This window comes from Methylobacterium sp., assembly GCF_028290105.1.
Lineage (GTDB): Bacteria > Pseudomonadota > Alphaproteobacteria > Rhizobiales > Beijerinckiaceae > Methylobacterium.
In genome coordinates this window covers 1-16,810 of sequence record NZ_JAQGKL010000188.1, presented here as the reverse complement: position 1 = coordinate 16,810, position 16,810 = coordinate 1, and the positions used below count along the sequence as shown (strand labels likewise).

Here is a 16,810-nt window from a genome sequence, read left to right as displayed (position 1 = left end):
GTGTCGGTCTCGCCATGGGTCATGCCCATGCCGCCGCCCACCGTCACGTTCCAGCCCGTGAGCTGGTTCTTCTTGTCCAAGATGGCGATGAAGCCGAGATCGTGGGCGAAGATGTCGACCTCGTTCGAGGGCGGCACCGCGATCACGGTCTTGAACTTACGCGGCAGGTAGGTCTTGCCGTAGACGGGCTCGACTTCGGCGACATCCTCGCCGCCGACCACGCGCTCGCCGTCGAGCCAGATCTCGCGCCAGGCATTCGTCTTGGGCAGCAGCGAATCCGAGATGTCCTTGCCGAGCTGGTAGGCGGCCTTGTGGGCGCCGCTCTGGGCCGGGTTGGTCGCCGCCATCACGTTGCGGTTGACGTCGCCGCAGGCCGCGATGGTGTCGAGCAGCGTCGCGTCGATGGCCGCCATCGTGCGCTTGAGGTTCGACTTGATGACGCCGTGATACTGGAAGGTCTGGCGCGTGGTCGCGCGGAGCGCCCCGCCCGCATAGGTCGTGGCGATCTCGTCCAGCGCCAGCCACTGCTTCGGGGTGACCACGCCGCCGGCAATGCGCAGGCGGATCATGAAGCTGAAGGCCTTCTCCAGCTTCTTCTTCGTGCGCTCCGCGCGGATGTCGCGGTCGTCCTGCATGTACATCCCGTGGAACTTCACGAGCTGGCCGTCATCCTCGGAGATCGCGCCGGTGGCGTGCTTGAGGAGGCCGTCGGCGAGCGTGCCGCGCAGGTAGCCGGACGCGATCTTGAGATGCTCGTTATGCGCGAGCCCGGCCGACCGGGCGGCTTCCGCCTCGGTGATCGGGCGATCGACCGGCGGGGTCTCGTAGGTGCGGGGCGGGGTCTGCTCGGCCATGGCGGGATTCCGGTCTTCTTCGGTCAAAGTCTATGCGGTCGGTGCGCCTCCCCCCTCTGCGGGAGAGGGTGGCCCGCTGGGCGGGCCGGGTGAGGGAGCGCGCTGTCCGGAGAGGCTGCCCCTCACCCGCCTGCTCCACAGGCACCCTCGTCCACGATAGGGCGAGGTTTCCGTTCTGCGTCCTTAGTAGACGTCCTGCTGGTAGCGGTGCGCGCGTTCCAGTGACGCAACCGCCGCCTCGGCGTCGGCGGGGCTCAGGGACTTCACGTCCTGGTAGGCCTTCACCACGGCGTTGCGCACGTCCTTGGCCATCCGGTTCGCGTCGCCGCAGACGTAGAAGCTGGCACCGCCCTCGAGCCAGGCGACGACCTCCTTGGCGTGATGGGCGATCCGATCCTGGACGTAGATCTTCTCCGGCTGGTCGCGCGAGAAGGCGACGTCAATCTGGGTGAGCGAACCGTCCTCCAGCGCCTCCTGCCATTCGAGCTGGTAGAGGAAGTCGTGGGTGAAGTGCCGGTCGCCGAAGAACAGCCAGGAGCGGCCCGGCGCTTCCACGGCCCGGCGCTCCTGCACGAAGGCGCGGAACGGCGCGACGCCGGTACCGGGGCCGACCATGATGATGTCGGTGGCCGGGTCCTGCGGCAGGCGGAAGTGGCGGTTGGGCTTCAGCTTCACCCGCAGCTTGGCGCCGTTTTTCACGCGGTCGGCGATATGGGTCGAGGTGACCCCGGAGCGCGCCCGGCCGTGGGTCTCGTAGCGCACCGCCGCGATGGCGAGATGGACTTCATCCCCGACTTCCCTGCGCGAAGAGGCGATGGAATAGGCGCGGGGCGGCAACGGCCGGGTGATGGTGTTCAGGTGCTCCGGCGTCAGTTTTGCCGGGAAGCTCTGGATGAGGTCGATGAGATGGCGGCCCTCGATCCAGGCCTTGGCCTCACCGCTCTCGATCAGCTTCTGCGCGTCGGCGTGGCCCGTGGCCTTGACGAAGCGCTCCACGGTTGTGGCCGACAGGGTGGTGATGTCGCGCTCGGCCAGCAGCGCCTGGCGCAGGGCGGCGTCGCCCGAGAGGCCGGTGGCCGCCAGGATCTCGTCGACGAGGGCCGGGTCGTTCTCCGGGTAGATCTCCAGGGAGTCGCCGGGCTCGTAGGCCGGTGCCCCATCCTCGAATTCGAGGGCGAGGTGGATCGTCTCCTTGTCGGAGCGCGAGGAATTCAGGTTCACGTGGTCGACGACCTCGACCACCCGCGGCTCGCGGCTCGGCTCGGCGTCCTCGTCGTCCTCGACGGCCCGCGCCGCGAAATCGACGGCCACCACGTTGTCCGCGCTCGGCGGCGGAGTCAGGGCCTTGAGGGTGTTCTTGATCCAGTCGGCGGCCGGCTTGTCGAAATCGAGGTCGAGGTCGGCGCGCTCATGGGCGCGCTTGGCGCCCAGCGCCTCGAAGCGCGCGTCGAGCGCCTTACCGATGGCGCAGAATTCCGCGTAGGACGTGTCGCCGAGCGACAGCACGGCGAACTCGACGCCGTCGAGGCGCGGCGCCCCGTCGCCCATGAGTTCGCCATAGGCCCGGGTCGCCCGCGCCGGCGGCTCGCCCTCGCCCCAGGTCGCGGCGATGGCGACCACGCGCTTTTCCTTGGCGAGGCTCGCGACATCAAGGTCGAAGAAATCGACGACCTTCGGCTTGAAGCCATTCTTGCGCGCGAGCTTGGCCACATCGCCGGCCAGCTTCTCGGAGTTGCCGGATTCGCTGGCGAACAGGATCGTCAGTGGCTCGGCGGCCTTCGGGGGGGCTGCCGGCACGGCGGCGACCTGAGGGGCGCCCCCGGCGTCGAGGCCGGCGAGGAAGCCCGCGAGCCATGCCCGCTGGATCGGGGTCGCCGCGCCGAGGACGGCGTCGAGACTCGCGCGTTCGGTGTCGCCGAAGGGAGCCGTGCGGGGGAGAATCGCGTGTCGTGCCATATCCGAAGCCATGTCGTCCTGAGAGGCCGGCTGTCAACGGGGTTGTCCGTTTTACAGAACGACGTCACGGTAGAAGGAGCTGCCTGCGCGTGCAGTGCAAAAGAGTTTTTTATTCTCCGGCCACCACGGACAGCGCCGGGGTGAAGCGTCCGTTGCTGGGTGGGGCCGGAAGGGGCAGGGCCGTGGTGGACTTGACCTTTTCCATCGCGAACCGGGACGTCACGTTCTTGAGCGGCAGGGTCGCGATGAGATGCTTATAGAACGTATCGTAGGCGCGCATATCTGCGACCACGACGCGCAGCATGTAATCCACATCGCCGGCCATCCTGTAGAATTCGAGCACTTCCGGCATGGCCGAGACCGTCGCGGCGAAGCGTTCCAGCCACTCGCGGGAGTGGTCCGCGGTCTCGATGGAGACGAACACGGTGAGCCCGAGACCGAGCTTGACCGGATCGAGCACGGCCACGCGCCGGTCGATGACGCCGTCGGCCTCCAGGCGCTGGATGCGTTTCCAGCAGGGCGTCTGCGACAGGCCGACCCGCTCGCCGATGGTGGCGATGGAGAGGGTGGCGTCCTGCTGCAGCAGCGCGAGGATCTTCAGGTCGATCGAATCCAAGGCCGGCCTCGTGTCGTTCGAGGATCGCGGCGGCGTGCGGGGTGACACGCTGCAACGACCCGATGAGAAGGATTTTTCTTCGCTCGGCAACGGATTCGTGATCGGCGCCGTTGCGGCAGGGTGGTGGTCACGGATGGGGATTGCCCCTCGGGGATAGCCGCCATGCCTTGACAGCGTTCGTTATAGCGAACATTTCACGTCCTAGACAAGACAGCAGTGCAAAGTCTCTCATGACCTCTCAACTGGAAAACGCGGCGCGGGACCTCGCGTCCGCGCTGGGCGGCCTGGACCTGAAGGGCCGCATCGCGCTCATCGAGGCCACGGTGCCGGGCCGTCTCGTGTTCACCACCAGCCTCGGCATCGAGGATCAGGCGCTCACGCACGCGGTCGCGATGCACAAGGGGCGGACCGAGATCGTCACCCTGGATACCGGCCGCCTCTATCCCGAGACCTACGATACCTGGAGCGAGACCGAATCCGCCTACGGCATCCGCATCCGCGCCTATGCGCCGGAGCGCGAGGCCGAGGAGCGGTTCGTCGTGCAGGAGGGCATCAACGGGTTTCGCCGTTCGGTGGCCGCGCGCCAGGCCTGCTGCGGCTTCCGCAAGGTCGAGCCGCTGGGCCGTGCCCTTGATGGCGCGGCGGGATGGCTCACGGGCCTGCGCGCCGGGCAATCCGCCAACCGCGCCGACACGCCCCTCGCCGAGGCGGACGAGGCGCGGGGGCTGATCAAGATCAATCCGCTGGCCGACTGGACCCGCGCCGACGTCGAGCGCTTCGTGTCCGACAACTACATCCCCTACAACGTGCTGCACGACCGCGGCTTCCCCTCCATCGGCTGCGCGCCCTGCACCCGGGCGATCCGCGTCGGCGAGGACGAGCGCGCCGGGCGCTGGTGGTGGGAGCAGGCCTCCAAGAAGGAGTGCGGCCTGCACGTCCACGCCCCGGAGGAGAACGTCGCGCCCGGACAGGAAGCGGCGGCCTTCGAGACCACGAAACACGCAAAACCCCTGGAGATGGCCCGATGAGCGCCGCACCCCTCACCACCCACGCGGCGAGCCGGTCCGAGCGGCTCACCCACCTGCAGCGCCTGGAAGCCGAGAGCATCCACATCATGCGGGAGACGGTCGCCGAGACCGAGAACCCGGTGATGCTCTACTCCATCGGCAAGGATTCCTCGGTGCTTCTGCACCTGGCGCTCAAGGCTTTCGCGCCGGGGCGCCTGCCGTTCCCGCTGATGCACATCGACACCACGTGGAAGTTCAAGGAGATGATCGCGTTTCGCGATCAGCGCGCCAAGGACCTCGGCCTCGACCTCATCGTCCACACCAACCAGGAAGGTCTGGCCCGCGGCGTCGGACCGATCACCCACGGTTCGGAAGTCCACACCGACGTGATGAAGACGCAAGGGCTGCGTCAGGCCCTCGACAAGCACAAGTTCGATGCGGCCTTCGGCGGCGCGCGCCGCGACGAGGAGGCCTCGCGCGCCAAAGAGCGCATCTTCTCGCTGCGCACCGCCCAGCATCGCTGGGACCCGAAGCGCCAGCGCGCCGAGCCCTGGCACGTCTACAATCTCAGGAAGAAGCGCGGCGAATCCCTGCGGGTGTTCCCGATCTCGAACTGGACCGAGCTCGACGTCTGGCTCTACATCGAGCAGGAGAACATCCCCATCGTTCCGCTCTACTTCGCCAAGCCCCGTCCGGTGGTGGAACGCGAGGGCCAGCTCATCCTCGTGGACGACGAGCGCCTGCCGCTGGAGCCGGGCGAGACGCCGAAGGAAATCTCCGTCCGCTTCCGCACCCTGGGCGACTACCCGCTCACCGGCGCCGTGGAGAGCGGCGCCGCAACCCTGCCGGAGATCATCGGCGAGACCCTGGCCACCCGGACCTCGGAGCGCCAGGGCCGCGTGATCGACAAGGATGGTGCCGGCGCCATGGAGCGCAAGAAGCAGGAGGGCTATTTCTAAGATGACGATCCATCAGACTCCCCAGTCCTTCGGCTACGACGCCTTCCTGACCGCGCACCAGAACAAGGAGGTGCTGCGCTTCATCACCTGCGGTTCCGTGGATGACGGCAAGTCGACCCTGATCGGTCGCCTCCTGCACGACACCAAGCAGATCTTCGACGATCAGGTCACGGCCCTGCAGCGCGATTCGCGCAAGCACGGCACGCAGGGCGCCGAGATCGATCTGGCGCTCCTCGTGGACGGCCTCCAGGCCGAGCGCGAGCAGGGCATCACCATCGACGTCGCCTACCGGTTCTTCTCCACCGAAAAGCGCTCCTTCATCGTCGCCGACACCCCTGGCCACGAGCAGTACACCCGCAACATGGCCACCGGCGCCTCAACGGCGGACGTGGCGGTGATCCTCGTCGACGCGCGCCAGGGCCTGACCCGACAGACCCGCCGGCACGCGCTCCTCGTCTCGCTGCTCGGCATCAAGCGCGTGGCGCTCGCCGTGAACAAGATGGATCTGGTCGGCTGGTCGGAGAGCCGGTTCGAGGAGCTTGTCGCGGCCTTCGACGCCTATGCCGGGCCGCTCGGCTTCACGGAGGTGCGGGCGATCCCCCTCTCGGCCAAGAACGGCGACAATGTCGTGCTGCCGGCCGCGGGCGCTCCCTGGTACAAAGGCACGCCGTTGCTGCAGTACCTCGAAGAGGTGCCGGTGCGCGTCGAGGAGCAGGCCGCCCCCTTCCGCCTTGCGGTGCAGTGGGTCAACCGGCCGAATTCCGAGTTCCGGGGCTTTGCCGGCCTGATCGCCAGCGGGCGGGTGGCGCCCGGGGACGCCGTCATCGTCGAGCCCTCGGGCCGGACCTCGACGGTCGCGCGCATCTACACCGCCGACGGCGACCTGCCCCACGCGGTGGAAGGCCAATCCGTGACCCTGGTGCTCGCCGACGAGATCGACGCCTCGCGCGGTTCGGTGATCGTCACCGCCGACGCGCCGATGCGGGTGACCGACAGCATCGACGCCCGCCTGTTCTGGGCGGCCGAGAGCGAATTGCTGCCCGGTGCCACGCTGCTCGCCAAGATCGGCACCGTCACGGTCAACGCCGTCGTCACCACGATTCGCACCCGCATCGACCCCGAGACGGGCAAGCCGGAGCCGGCCGCTCGCCTCGTCGCCAACGACATCGCCGACGTCACCCTCAGCCTGGACCGGGCGGTGGCGGTGGATGCCTACACGGCGAACCGCGACACCGGCGGCTTCATCCTGATCGATCGCGAATCGACCGACACGGCGGCCCTCGGGCTGATCCAGGCGGACGCCTCCGCGACCTCCCTCAAGGACGAGCCGGAGGAGGTGCGCGCCAAGCGCTCGGGCGGCGGCTTCCTGTCCAGGCTGCGCTGGGTCTTCGGGGGGATCTGACCCCCCGACCTCACCTTCGCGACACGTCTCCGCGACACGTCAGGTGCGTCCAGCGGACGAGCCCGGCATCGCGCGGAGCGGGCTTCAGCCCCGGCCCGGACATTCCGGACCGGGGTTCTGCTGTTTGGAGGGTCAGTCCGGCTGTACCGGTTCGCCGATCCCGAGTTCGGCCCCGAACCGCTCCGCCACGTAGGCGTCGAGGTCGAAGGTGTCGTCGGGCACCTGGAACATGAAGCGCTCGGCGATCTGCGTCACCAGGATGTCCGGCAGGGTGCGCTCGACATAAGCCCAGTCGATCGAGGTCGACCAGATGAAATGCACCTCGCGAAACGTCTCCGCGAGCATGATCATCAGCATCGACGGCGCGAAGTGCGAATAGGAATCGCCGAACAGGACGAGGCGGCGGGGGTCCGCATCCGGCGACGCGTTGCGATAGATGACGTGTGCGCCGACATGGAGCGTGTTGATCGCACCAGCCGCCTCCCGCGCCTCGACGATGGGGCTTGCGTAATGGCGCACGGAGTCCCGCTGAAGGGCATAGAAGCGCGCGAGTTCCGATTGCGGCGGATCGAGCTGCCCGCCGAGGTCTCCCTGGAACTCTTGCTCGTCGAAGGGCCGTTGGGGAAAATCCTCGCGCGGGACCGCGCCGAGCGCTTCACACAGCGCCTGATAGGCGACGAGCCGCCCGGCGAAGGACCAGTGGCTGTCGGTGCGGAAGTAGAGATCCTCGCTGTCAGATCTCTTGCGGAACGCCGTCACGAGATCGAGGCAGGCGCGGCGCACCAGCGGATGCCAGATCAGGCTCTGACGCAGGCGCAGGGCCGGCGACAGCCGCTGGTCGATCTCGAGATCCCGCAGCAGGTGATCGTAGACCGTCAGTTTTTCCGGCACTGTCAGGTGCAGGTAGGTGGTGCCCAGGCTCTCGCAGCGCCGGCTCCGGGAAATGAGCAGCGCTTTCCAGTCCATGAGCCGCTGCTTCATGGCCTGCGTTTCGCTGAACTGTCCGATCACGTTGTTGCTGCCCGCCGTCAGAAACAGCCAGCCGTCGCGTCCCTCGTGCACGAAGGCCGCCAACTCATCAGGCATCCATGGTCCTCTCCCGGCCTGAATCCGTGTGCCGCCAGCGCTTAACGCGACGACGGTTCACCGGCAACCGAGTGCTGGATCACGGATCTGAGCCAAGCGCGCGCATTGACTTGGCCGCAGACTTGCTCAGGTGAACCGCCGCCACTAGGGTCCGCCCGCGCCGGGGCAGGTCGATGACGCCGCCCCGCCCGCGGCCTCGACCACCGACCTTCAGGAGCACCCCATCATGGGCTTTCTGTCCGACGCCTTGTCCCGCGTGAAGCCCTCCGCGACCATCGCGATGACGCAGAAGGCGCGCGAGCTGAAAGCGCAGGGCATGGACGTGATCAGCCTCTCCGTGGGCGAGCCTGATTTCGATACGCCCCAGCACATCAAGGACGCGGCCATCGAGGCGATCCGCCGGGGCGAGACCAAGTACCCGCCCGTGTCCGGCATCGTACCCCTGCGCGAGGCGATCGCCAGGAAGTTCAAGCGAGAGAACGGCCTCGACTACAAGCCGTCCCAGACCATCGTCGGCACCGGCGGCAAGCAGGTGATCTACAACGCGCTCCTGGCGACACTGAACCCCGGCGACGAGGTCGTCATCCCGCGTCCCTATTGGGTGTCCTATCCGGAGATGGTGGTTCTGTGCGGCGGCACCCCGGTCTTCGTCGAGACCGACATGGAGCACGACTTCAAGCTTCAGCCCGAGGATCTCGAGCGGGTGATCACGCCCAGGACCAAGTGGATCATCCTCAATTCGCCCTCGAACCCGTCGGGCGCGGCCTACGCGCATGCCGAGCTGAAGAAGATCACCGACGTCCTGATGCGTCACCCGCATGTCTGGGTGCTCACCGACGACATGTACGAGCACCTGACCTACGGCGACTTCGCCTTCGTCACCCCGGCGCAGATCGAGCCCGGCCTCTACGAGCGCACGCTGACCATGAACGGCGTCTCGAAGGCCTACGCGATGACGGGCTGGCGTATCGGCTACGCCGCCGGTCCCGAACACCTGATCAAGGCAATGGACTTCGTCCAGGGCCAGCAGACCTCCGGTGCCACGACGATCTCGCAATGGGCGGCGGTGGCAGCCCTGGAGGGCACGCAGGCCCATCTCGCCGAGTTCCGCGCCGCCTTCCAGACCCGGCGCGACCTCGTCGTCTCGATGCTGAACCAGACCAACGGCCTCAAGTGCCCGACGCCGGAGGGCGCGTTCTACGTCTATCCGTCCTGCGCCGAGACGATCGGGCGCAAGACCCCGACCGGCAAGGTCATCGAGACCGACGAGGATTTCGTGGTCGAGCTGCTCCAGGCCGAGGGGGTCGCCGCCGTCCACGGCTCCGCTTTCGGGCTCGGGCCCAACCTGCGCATCTCCTACGCCACCTCCAACACCGCCCTCGAGGAAGCCTGCACCCGCATCCAGCGCTTCTGCGGCTCGTTGAGCTGAGCGACGGGTCGCGGGGAGGCTCGCGGCTTGCTTCTCGGACGACCGCGCCCTCGGTGTTGAGCCGGGGCGCGGTCGTTCCCGCTTCGGAAGGTGCCGTCATGACGACCATCGCCATTCTGGCCGCCGGTGCCATGGGCAGCGCCATCGCGGCCCGCCTCACCGGGCGCGGCGCCCGGGTCGTCACGGTGCTGGAGGGGCGCAGTGCCGCGACCCGCGCGCGGGCCGAAGGCGCCGGCATGGTCGCTGTCGACGATGCCGGCCTGATGCAGGCCGACCTCCTGCTCTCGATCGTGCCGCCGGCCGATGCGGCGCCGCTCGCCCGGAGCCTGTTGCCGGCACTTGCGGCGGCCGAGCGCAAGCCCGTCTACGTCGATTGCAACGCCGTCAACGTGCAGACGGTGCGTGCCGTCGCGGACCTCGTCGCACCGACCGGCGCGGCGTTCCTCGATGCCGCGATCATCGGCCTTCCGCCGCGTTTCGAGGGCCCGGGCCCGCGCATCCATGTCGCCGGCGACGCCGTCGACGCGCTGCTGCCCCTGCGCGCCCTCGGCCTCGACATCCGCCCGATGAGCGGGGGCATCGGCGCCGCCTCGGCGCTGAAGATGTCCTATGCGGGTATCAACAAGGGACTGACGGCGCTCGCGGCCCTGATGGTCCTGGCCGCCGAGCGCGCCGGAGCGGGCGAGGCCTTGCGTGCGGAACTCTCCGAGAACGAACCTCATCTCTTCGAGCGCTTCGGGCGCGGATTGCCCGACATGCTGCCGAAGGCCCATCGCTGGGTGGCGGAGATGGGCGAGATCGGCGCCTTCCTCGGGGCGGACCCGGCCGGACGGCAGGTCTTTGCAGGCGCGGCCGCGTTGTATGAGCGCCTGTCCCGACCGGACAACGCCGATGAAGTCGCGGCTTTGCGCGCCTTCGCCGAGGCGTGCGGATCGTCGCAGCCGCGCTGAGGCTCGATCCGCCGGTTGCCGGCTCCACGCCGGACCCCTACATCGGCTGTCCCTGCTGCCGAGGCGCCCGATGGTTTCGCGAACCCTCTCGGGCTTGGCATGGTGGCGGGGCCTGTCGTGACGGGGCGGTGCGGACCAGTTCTCTGCGCGGTTACTGTGAGGCCTAGTGGGCCGGGTCGCGACAGGCGTGTCACGGACGCGGGGAACAGGAACCGCAGCCGTGGCGCATGGCCCACCTCGAAGCTTGTTCTACCTCAAAGGTTGCTGGCCTCCGTGCCGCATCGGGACGCGGCAGCCGAGCGACCCGGTGGCGGTCGTTAAGGATCCTGCGCAAAGATTGGTGATGGCCGGGGAACCGGCCGCGTGTCACTGCGTAGCTCGGGCCTGACCACAATGAGACGCCTCCTGACGGGTGGCATCAAGGCGATCCTCGCGATCGCCGCGCTTTCCACCGCCACCCACTGGGCCATGCGCCTCCAGCGCGAGCCCGTGCCGACGGCCCAGGCCGCGGCGGACTTCGCCGATCCGGTCACCACCGGGTCGATCACGCCGCGCAAGGCCGACACGGTCGCGGCGGCTCCGGCCGAGCCCGAGGTCACGCGCGGCCTCGACCAGCGCGGGCTGTCCGAGCTTTTCGCAGGCGCCGCCCCCGATAGGGCGAAGGTTCAGAAGGCGGCCGTACGGCGCTGAACGGCCTTCTGGCGAGGCTCGCGTCGAGCCCCGTGCGGAGCCGTGGCTGGAACCGGTCCTGGCGCGAGGGTGTTGATCCGCATCCCCCCATCACGACAGGAGGCTGCGCATGGCCACTCCCGATCTGGCCCCTTTCGACATGGCCAATCCAGGCCTACCGATCCCCGAGCCGCTGCCGGGCGGGATCCCCGGCGACCTCCCGACGCCGCCCTTGCCCGACGAGCAGCCGGATATCGGCCCGACCGGCCCGCGCACGCCCTATCCCGTCAACGATCCGGGAATCGACGAGCCGGCCGGCCCCGGTTCCGAGCCGGATTACCTGCCCGGCGGTCCGACCGATCCCGGCGTGCGGATGTAATGCGTCAGTGATCGCCGTGCGACGCGCGGACATCGCGCGGCGCACTCAGGATCTCGGAGAGGCTCGTCACCACGTGGCGGGCCTCTTCGTCCGTCAGGCGCAGTTGGAACGGCGGCAGCGCGCCGGCCTGAAGGGCCACCACGGCCTGCCCCTGCTCGTCGGTGCCGACCTCGATGGCCGAGGAGGTCACGTCGAGCATCGCGATGTCCTCGTCGCTGAGGTCATCCGCCAGATCCGGGTCCTCCGGTTCGTCGATGGCGATGAGCAACTGCCCCATGGCCCGCACGAGGGCACGGGCCGCGCGGGCATCCATGACCACCGCGGTCGCCTGATCGTCCTTCTGGAACGACAGTTGAATGTTCGCGCCTTCGAGGGAAACCGAGATGCCCGCCATGGATCGCCTAAATGCCTGCTCAGGAACTCTTATATGCGGTCGGGTCGGCAAAGAACACAGGGGCGGGCGGCATCGGTGCAACCGCCGACGTCCGTTCCGTCCGGTCCGATGCCTTGTTGCGGCCGCATGATCGGACTACATGTGGATGCAGCGGGTATCGGTGAGCTGGGAGCTTCTACCATGAAGCTTCCCACGTCCTGCTGATCCCGTCAGGCTACCGAAGAGGATCCGCCGCTTGCGTCGAGCAGACGCTGGCTGTTGATCGACGAACGATACGAGGATCTATTTCGTGAATACCGGCACTGTTAAATGGTTCAACGAGACCAAGGGCTACGGCTTCATTCAGCCTGACGACGGCGGCAAGGATGTGTTCGTTCACATCTCCGCTGTCGAGCGCGCTGGCATGCGCAACCTCATCGAGGGTCAGAAGGTCTCCTACGAGATCCAGACCGACAAGCGCAGCGGCAAGGACTCGGCTGGTAACCTCCAGGCGGCCTGATGCTCCCGGCGCCAGCCTTCGGGCTGGCGTCACCCGATGGGCCTCTTCGCGAGGCTTTCGCCGCCGGCGATCCATGATTCTTCCGGGGAGGAAGAGTCCAGATGCCCGGCAATTTCCATCATCAACGACGTTTCGAGCCCCAAGGGGCCTGCACATCCGAATACCTGAAAGCACACAAGAAAAACGATGTTCTTCGAATATACCCGGCGCAACGGCGCCCGTTCGCCCGTCACGGATGCGGCGACGTTCAAGGTCGGTCGTCTGAATCAGAGACTGACGCAGGAAGCCAGAGTTCAGGACGGCAAGAGAGTACAGGACGGCAAGACCGTCGACCTCAGCCACCTGATCGACACCTCCTACAACTACCACTCGCCACGCGAACTGCGTTGGCACCTCGCCGAGCGGCTCGGCATGGCGCCCGAAGCGGTCGCCCTGCGCGAACACGCGTAACGCGAGCCTCGGGGTCGAGGATCGTCGCCGCAGCGTCCTAGAGGCGTCCGGCAGACGGAACTCGACCAACCCCGGCACGATCGTGCCGGGACCCCGATTCCCTTCCATCCGCCCCGCGACCGCGTCAGTGCCGGCCCATGGCCTCCACGACCGTGACGCGCAGGCCATCCGACACGGCGACGAGTTCGCCGTGGACGGGATCCGTGCGATTGTAGGTCGTCGGGCGGCCCTGGAGGTCGCAGATCGCGCCTCCCGCCTCTCGCAGGATCAGGTCGGCACCGGCCAGGTCCCAATCCCGCGCATTGGGCGAAACCAGTCCGACATCGATCGACCCTTCCGCCACCCGCACCACGCGCAGGGCGAGCGACGGCACGCGCTCGACTGTCACGACATCGGGCGTCATGCCATCCTTGGCCGCGCCTCGCACGAGCCTGTCCATCATCGGCTTCGGACCGGTGACGCGCGCGCCCTCGATTCGGTCCTGGGACGAGACCGCGAGGGCCTCGCCGTTCCGGGTCGCGCCAGCGCCCGCCACGGCTTCGTAGAACGTGTCGGTCACCGGCGCATGGACGAAGCCGAGCACAGGTTCGCCCGCCGACAGCAGGGCCACGGCGATCGACCAGTCGGGATGCCCGGACATGAAGGCCCGGGTTCCGTCGATGGGATCGACGATCCAGACCAGATCCGCGTTGAGCCGGACCGCATCGTCGGCGGTTTCTTCCGACAGCCATGCGGCGCGCGGGAGCAATGCGCTGAGCCGGATCTTCAGGAAGGTGTCGACCGCGACGTCGGCTTCCGTGACCGGCGAACCGCCAGCCTTGGACCAGACCCGTGCCCCGGTCTGCCGGCCGGCTTGATAGAAGGGCAGGGCGAGGGCCGCCGCTTCGCGGATGGTGGCGCGCAGGGCGGGAACCAGGGCGTGCGCGGCCTCCGGTGACATCGGGTCGGACATGCGTTTCCGTACGGCTCTGGAGGTGTGTCTCTGCGCGCGAGACGCCCTTCGCCCCGCAGCGGTGGGCGTGGAGCGCGGTGGCGCCTCCGTTGTAGGGTGCCCTTCTGATTGTCACAAGCAGAGCCACGCAGATGTCCATACGCGCGAATGCCGACGATCGCGGCAAGGAAGCGTTGAGCATTCCGAGCGCTTCAGGCTCGTCCACACTCGCTTAACGCTCACTTTTAAGGTGCTCTGAGGAGATTAGACGCAAATCTGCTTGTCATAGACGGGCGATCCATTGAGAGCGCCGACGCCAACAGGGTGTACGAGCCATGAACTCTTTCACGAACATGAACGACGCTTCCGCAGATGGCTCGCAGGCTCCCACCACCGGCCCGTCGTTCATCGCCTCCGCCCTGCCGGTGTTCGGCCGCGCCCAGCTTCGCCGCCCGGTCGGCATCGCGCTCGCCTTCGCCGAGGACGATTCGGATGCCTGCGGCGAGGATCGCTTCGACCTGCTTCTGGTCGACGCGAATGACGCCGTGATCGCGCGCCTCGGTCCGTTCTGCGAGGAGGAGGTCGTGGCCGTTTGGCGGGATTGCGCCGCCAAGTCCGGCCTGCCCCGGATGATCGTCAAGGAGGATGGCGCCCTCGCCGTCGTGTCGGCCCAACTCGGCCCGGTGGCCCTCGGCCGCACCCGCATGCGCCGCCGCGTCGGCTCGCTCAGCGGCCGCCGCCCGCGCTTCCTCGTGCGCCGCAAGACCGGCGCCCTGCCGGTGCGCCCGCTCATTCACCGGGGCGAGAGCGAGATCATCTCCGGCGCACGCTGCTGAGCCCGTCCCGGCTCAGGCGCCGATCAGGGGTCGGATGATCGCATCCGCCGCGAGACCCACGAACAGGATCAGGCCCGCGTCCCGGTTGGAGCGGAACAGGTCGAGCGCCCCGCGCCCGTCGCGCGTATCGAGCCGCAGCACCTGTGCCGCCAGATGGCCGGCGAACAGCCCGACGCCGATGAGGCCGATGGGGCCCGCGCCCGCCAGAAACGTCGCCGCCAGGATCAGCGCGGCGCTCACCCCGTAGCAGAGACCGATCGCCCCTTGCATCCGGCGCCCGAAGAAGCGGGCCGAGGAGCGGATGCCGGCGATCTCGTCGTCCTCGATGTCCTGCACGGCGTAGATGGTATCGTACCCCACGACCCACGCGATGGTGCCCGCGTAGAGCAGCAGTGCCGGCGCATCGAGGTGCGCGAACACCGCCACCCAACCCATCAGCGCCCCCCATGCGAAGGCGAGTCCGAGCACCGCCTGCGGCACCGGCATCACGCGCTTCATGAACGGATAGATCGCCACCGGCAGCAGCGACGCCATGCCGACCAGGATCGCGGTGCGGTTGAACTGCAGCAGCACCGCCAGGCCGACGAGCGCCTGCGCCACCAGGAAGACGACGGCGTGTCGGGCTCGAATCTGTCCGGAGGGCAGGGGGCGCGAGCGCGTGCGCTCCACCCGGGCGTCGAGGTCACGGTCGGCGATGTCGTTGTAGGTCGAGCCGGCCCCCCGCATCGCCACCGCGCCGACGAAGAACAGCGCGAGGTGCGCCGGATCGGGAAAGGCCGCGCCGGAGGCGATGGCGGCGAGCGCCGAGGACCACCAGCAGGGCAGCAGAAGGAGCCACCAGCCGATGGGGCGGTCGATGCGCGCGAGACGCAGGTAGGGGCGCGCCCGCGCCGGCGCGAGCCGGTCGACCCAGTGCCCCGCCACCGCATCGGCGACGCGGTTCTCGGCGGGCGGGGAACTCACGCCGCCCATCGGGGGACCGGCACTGGCTCGCAGGATCGGATCAGAGTGCGCCCTGGGGCATCTTCAGGCTGCCGGTGAGACCCGGTCCGCCGAGCAGGCCGCCCTGGCCGCCGCCGTTCTGCGCCTGGGCCCGGGCCTGCGCTTCCATCTTCGAGGCCTGGACGGCGACGCTGCAAACCTTGGTGCGGATGCCCGAGACCTTGTTGTGGTCGGCCTTGAAGCCCTCGGCGAAGGAATCCGGGATCGAGCACCACTCCTTGTTGGCGGCGATCCACTTCAGGCCGCTGGCGCCGTTGGCCTGGAGCTTCCCGAACAGGGCGCAGGCCTCGGCCGGCGTCATCTTCTTCTTCGAGTTCGAGGCGGCGTTGGCCTTGGCGACGAGGTCCTTGCGGGCCTGGAGCGTCTGCTGGATCTCGCCGCACTGCGCGCTCTGCGCGAAGGCCTGGCCGCTGAAGAGGGCCGTACCGATGACGGCGAGGGCCGCGATGGTCTTGAACGACATGCCTTGAGATCCTTTCTCCCCAGACCGCGCGCCTGGCGGCGGATGCGGAAATGGCCTGATTCGCGTCGGGACGCGCCGAAATCCCGCGCGATCCGTACCTAGTGCCGTTTCGGCATAGGAATGTGGCGTCTTTCGAGCCGCAAATGCCCGGACGCGATCGAGCGTGGATTCAAGGCGCAATGTCGGCGTCTGTTGCGGATTCGCATCAGGCTGAATGGCCGGCCGCCGCGGCGCGTTGACAAGGCGTCGGCCGACACGCGACCACCCCGGCATGGCCGCTTACGATTTCACCGCTCCCCGCCTTCACGTCGAGGCCGCCCTCGCCGAGGGCGCGACCCTGCCCCTCGACCGGGCCCAGGCGAACTACCTGCTGAACGTCCTGCGCCGGGGTCCGAGCGATCCGGTCCTGCTGTTCAACGGCCGGGACGGCGAGTGGCGGGCGGAGATCGCGCCCACCGGTCGCAAGAGTGCCGATCTCGTCGTGCGCGAGCGCACACGCCAGCAGCCCGGCCGCTCGGATCTGCATTACCTGTTCGCGCCGTTGAAGACCGCACGCCTCGACTACATGGCGCAGAAGGCCGTGGAGATGGGCGCCGGCACCCTCTGCCCGGTCTTCACGCGCTACAGCCAAGGCGAGCGCCTGAACCTCGACCGGCTTCGGTCGAACGCGGTCGAGGCCGCCGAGCAATGCGGCATCCTGTGCCTGCCGGAGATCGCGGAGCCGGCCAAGCTCGCGGCGGCCCTGGCCGATCTCAACCCCTTGCGCCTGCTAGTGTTCTGTGACGAGGACGCGCCGGTCGTCGACCCCATCCTGGCCCTGCGGCAGGCGGCGGACCCCGCGTCCGCGCCGCCGCTCGCGGTGCTGGTCGGGCCGGAGGGGGGCTTCGCGCCGGAGGAGCGCGCGATGATCCGGGAGCGCCCGAACACG

Annotated in this window: 18 protein-coding genes and 1 pseudogene; 11 read left to right on the top strand and 8 right to left on the bottom strand. The window is 68.4% G+C overall.

Annotation, left to right across the window (positions count from 1 at the left end; all coding sequences use genetic code 11):
• From JWQ05_RS13540 to JWQ05_RS13530, 3 genes and pseudogenes are all read right to left on the bottom strand, one after another.
• Nucleotides 1–854 (bottom strand): annotated as a pseudogene (locus tag JWQ05_RS13540) (sulfite reductase); the annotation flags it as partial.
• Nucleotides 855–1,037: 183 nt separating this feature from the next.
• Nucleotides 1,038–2,810: a flavodoxin domain-containing protein gene (locus JWQ05_RS13535; RefSeq protein WP_299659035.1), complete on the bottom strand. Its 1,773-nt coding sequence runs from the start codon at nucleotides 2,808–2,810 to the stop codon at nucleotides 1,038–1,040.
• 109 nt (nucleotides 2,811–2,919) lie between these two features.
• Nucleotides 2,920–3,426, bottom strand: a complete 507-nt coding sequence (locus JWQ05_RS13530) for an Lrp/AsnC family transcriptional regulator (protein WP_299659033.1) — start codon at nucleotides 3,424–3,426, stop codon at nucleotides 2,920–2,922.
• Nucleotides 3,427–3,656: 230 nt separating this feature from the next.
• Here JWQ05_RS13530 and JWQ05_RS13525 point away from each other — a divergent pair, with 230 nt between their 5' ends.
• Genes JWQ05_RS13525 through cysN form a run of 3 tightly spaced genes read left to right on the top strand, consistent with a single transcriptional unit; the run spans nucleotide 3,657 to nucleotide 6,794 of the window.
• Nucleotides 3,657–4,454: a phosphoadenylyl-sulfate reductase gene (locus JWQ05_RS13525; RefSeq protein WP_299659031.1), complete on the top strand. Its 798-nt coding sequence runs from the start codon at nucleotides 3,657–3,659 to the stop codon at nucleotides 4,452–4,454.
• Entirely contained in the window at nucleotides 4,451–5,392 is a 942-nt protein-coding gene (cysD, locus tag JWQ05_RS13520) for a sulfate adenylyltransferase subunit CysD (protein ID WP_299659029.1), read from the top strand. The genes JWQ05_RS13525 and cysD overlap by 4 nt, the downstream gene beginning before the upstream one ends.
• A 1-nt stretch (nucleotide 5,393) precedes the next feature.
• Nucleotides 5,394–6,794 (top strand): sulfate adenylyltransferase subunit CysN, encoded by a 1,401-nt coding sequence (gene cysN, locus JWQ05_RS13515; protein WP_299659027.1) that lies wholly within the window; start codon nucleotides 5,394–5,396, stop codon nucleotides 6,792–6,794.
• Nucleotides 6,795–6,926: 132 nt separating this feature from the next.
• Here cysN and JWQ05_RS13510 read toward each other — a convergent pair whose 3' ends face one another.
• Entirely contained in the window at nucleotides 6,927–7,880 is a 954-nt protein-coding gene (locus JWQ05_RS13510) for a hypothetical protein (protein ID WP_299659025.1), read from the bottom strand.
• Nucleotides 7,881–8,106: 226 nt separating this feature from the next.
• Between JWQ05_RS13510 and JWQ05_RS13505 the strand changes: the two genes are divergently transcribed.
• The 4 genes from JWQ05_RS13505 to JWQ05_RS13490 all read left to right on the top strand — a co-directional run bounded on the left by JWQ05_RS13505 (nucleotide 8,107) and on the right by JWQ05_RS13490 (nucleotide 11,307).
• Complete coding sequence (locus JWQ05_RS13505) at nucleotides 8,107–9,309, top strand: pyridoxal phosphate-dependent aminotransferase (protein WP_299659023.1); 1,203 nt, start codon at nucleotides 8,107–8,109, stop codon at nucleotides 9,307–9,309.
• Between the two features lie 98 nt (nucleotides 9,310–9,407).
• Nucleotides 9,408–10,259 carry an NAD(P)-dependent oxidoreductase gene (locus JWQ05_RS13500; RefSeq protein ID WP_299659021.1) on the top strand — a complete coding sequence of 284 codons (852 nt, stop codon included), beginning with the start codon at nucleotides 9,408–9,410 and terminating at the stop codon, nucleotides 10,257–10,259.
• Between the two features lie 393 nt (nucleotides 10,260–10,652).
• Nucleotides 10,653–10,949 (top strand): hypothetical protein, encoded by a 297-nt coding sequence (locus JWQ05_RS13495; protein WP_299659045.1) that lies wholly within the window; start codon nucleotides 10,653–10,655, stop codon nucleotides 10,947–10,949.
• 139 nt (nucleotides 10,950–11,088) lie between these two features.
• Nucleotides 11,089–11,307: a hypothetical protein gene (locus JWQ05_RS13490; protein WP_299659041.1), complete on the top strand. Its 219-nt coding sequence runs from the start codon at nucleotides 11,089–11,091 to the stop codon at nucleotides 11,305–11,307.
• Between the two features lie 4 nt (nucleotides 11,308–11,311).
• On the opposite strand, the gene JWQ05_RS13485 is transcribed toward JWQ05_RS13490, so the two are convergent.
• Nucleotides 11,312–11,701 carry a hypothetical protein gene (locus JWQ05_RS13485; protein WP_299659019.1) on the bottom strand — a complete coding sequence of 130 codons (390 nt, stop codon included), beginning with the start codon at nucleotides 11,699–11,701 and terminating at the stop codon, nucleotides 11,312–11,314.
• Nucleotides 11,702–11,990: 289 nt separating this feature from the next.
• Here JWQ05_RS13485 and JWQ05_RS13480 point away from each other — a divergent pair, with 289 nt between their 5' ends.
• A complete protein-coding gene (locus JWQ05_RS13480) occupies nucleotides 11,991–12,200 on the top strand; it encodes a cold-shock protein (protein WP_026175704.1) in 210 nt (69 codons plus the stop codon).
• A 186-nt stretch (nucleotides 12,201–12,386) separates the two neighbouring features.
• Entirely contained in the window at nucleotides 12,387–12,650 is a 264-nt protein-coding gene (locus tag JWQ05_RS13475) for an AsnC family transcriptional regulator (protein WP_299659012.1), read from the top strand.
• Nucleotides 12,651–12,774: 124 nt separating this feature from the next.
• Here the strand turns inward: JWQ05_RS13475 and JWQ05_RS13470 are convergent, their stop codons facing one another.
• Nucleotides 12,775–13,602 carry a 3'(2'),5'-bisphosphate nucleotidase CysQ gene (locus JWQ05_RS13470; RefSeq protein WP_299659010.1) on the bottom strand — a complete coding sequence of 276 codons (828 nt, stop codon included), beginning with the start codon at nucleotides 13,600–13,602 and terminating at the stop codon, nucleotides 12,775–12,777.
• Between the two features lie 332 nt (nucleotides 13,603–13,934).
• Between JWQ05_RS13470 and JWQ05_RS13465 the strand changes: the two genes are divergently transcribed.
• The gene (locus tag JWQ05_RS13465; RefSeq protein WP_299659038.1) at nucleotides 13,935–14,417 is read left to right on the top strand and encodes a DUF6101 family protein; all 483 of its coding nucleotides are present in this window, start codon (nucleotides 13,935–13,937) and stop codon (nucleotides 14,415–14,417) included.
• A gap of 12 nt (nucleotides 14,418–14,429) precedes the next feature.
• Here the strand turns inward: JWQ05_RS13465 and ubiA are convergent, their stop codons facing one another.
• Both ubiA and JWQ05_RS13455 read right to left on the bottom strand, forming a co-directional pair.
• Nucleotides 14,430–15,389, bottom strand: a complete 960-nt coding sequence (gene ubiA / locus JWQ05_RS13460) for a 4-hydroxybenzoate octaprenyltransferase (protein ID WP_299659008.1) — start codon at nucleotides 15,387–15,389, stop codon at nucleotides 14,430–14,432.
• 31 nt (nucleotides 15,390–15,420) lie between these two features.
• Nucleotides 15,421–15,882 carry a hypothetical protein gene (locus JWQ05_RS13455; RefSeq protein ID WP_299659006.1) on the bottom strand — a complete coding sequence of 154 codons (462 nt, stop codon included), beginning with the start codon at nucleotides 15,880–15,882 and terminating at the stop codon, nucleotides 15,421–15,423.
• Nucleotides 15,883–16,153: 271 nt separating this feature from the next.
• Here JWQ05_RS13455 and JWQ05_RS13450 point away from each other — a divergent pair.
• On the top strand, nucleotides 16,154–16,810 hold a 657-nt coding region (locus tag JWQ05_RS13450; RefSeq protein ID WP_299659004.1), incomplete at its 3' end, for a 16S rRNA (uracil(1498)-N(3))-methyltransferase.